Source organism: Verminephrobacter aporrectodeae subsp. tuberculatae At4 (assembly GCF_000193225.1).
Classification (GTDB): domain Bacteria; phylum Pseudomonadota; class Gammaproteobacteria; order Burkholderiales; family Burkholderiaceae_C; genus Acidovorax; species Acidovorax aporrectodeae.
Genome location: NZ_AFAL01001020.1, coordinates 1 through 811 on the forward strand (window position 1 = coordinate 1; position 811 = coordinate 811).

The window sequence follows — 811 nt, forward strand, 5'->3', positions numbered from 1 at the left end:
ATGGGGGTTCCTTTTGGGGGGATGGTCTGCGATGGATGCGCTGCATCCTGTCTATTGCCGCAGCAGGCTGGCCAGGCTCGCGGCCAGATCCTGCAGGCAGCCCAGGTTGTGCACGGCCAGCACGCCGTGCGCCTGGCGCTGCAATTCGGCGGCGCCGCGCGCCGTGGGCGCGTAGCCCGCGAAGCGCAGCAGGGGGTTGAGCCACAACAGCCGGCCGCAGTGGCGACGCAGCCAGCCCAGTTCCTGCGCCAGCACCTCGGGAGCGCCGGTATCCAGGCCGTCGCTGATCAGCAGCACCAGCGTGCGCCGCCCGACCAGGTGGCGGGCGTGCCGCAGGCGCAGCCGGGCCAGGCTCTCGCCGATGCGCGTGCCGCCAGCAAAATCGGCGATGGCCTGGCTCGCGGCCAAGAGCATGGCGTCGGTGTCGGCCAGGCGGAACGCGGGCGTGAGATCGCTCAGGCCCGTGCCAAAGGCAAACACGTCGCGGCGCAGCGCGGCGCCGCCGGCGCAACGGGCATGGCGCGGCGCGGTGGCCGCGTGCAGAAAGGCCAGCAGCAGGCGGGCGTAGCGCTCCATGGAGCCCGACACATCGACCAGCACGAGCAGCGGCAGCGGCTGCCGGCGCCGTTGCAGCAGCGGCAGTTGCAGCAGTTCGCCCCCGCTGCGCACCGCGTGCTGCATGGCGCCGGGCCAATGCGGGCGGCTGCCGCGCGCCCCGGGGCGCAGCCTGCGCGCGGCGTAGTGCGGCAGCGGCAGGGGGATGTCACGGGCCAGGCGCTCGGCGAGCAGGTATTCGCTCGCCGAGAGCTGG

General features: G+C 73.7%; 1 protein-coding gene. It reads right to left on the reverse strand.

What is annotated here, in order from left to right; genetic code table 11:
* Positions 1–51 precede the first annotated feature (51 nt).
* The coding region (locus VTU_RS0124655) for a vWA domain-containing protein (protein ID WP_010110476.1) at positions 52–811 on the reverse strand (760 nt) is incomplete at its 5' end.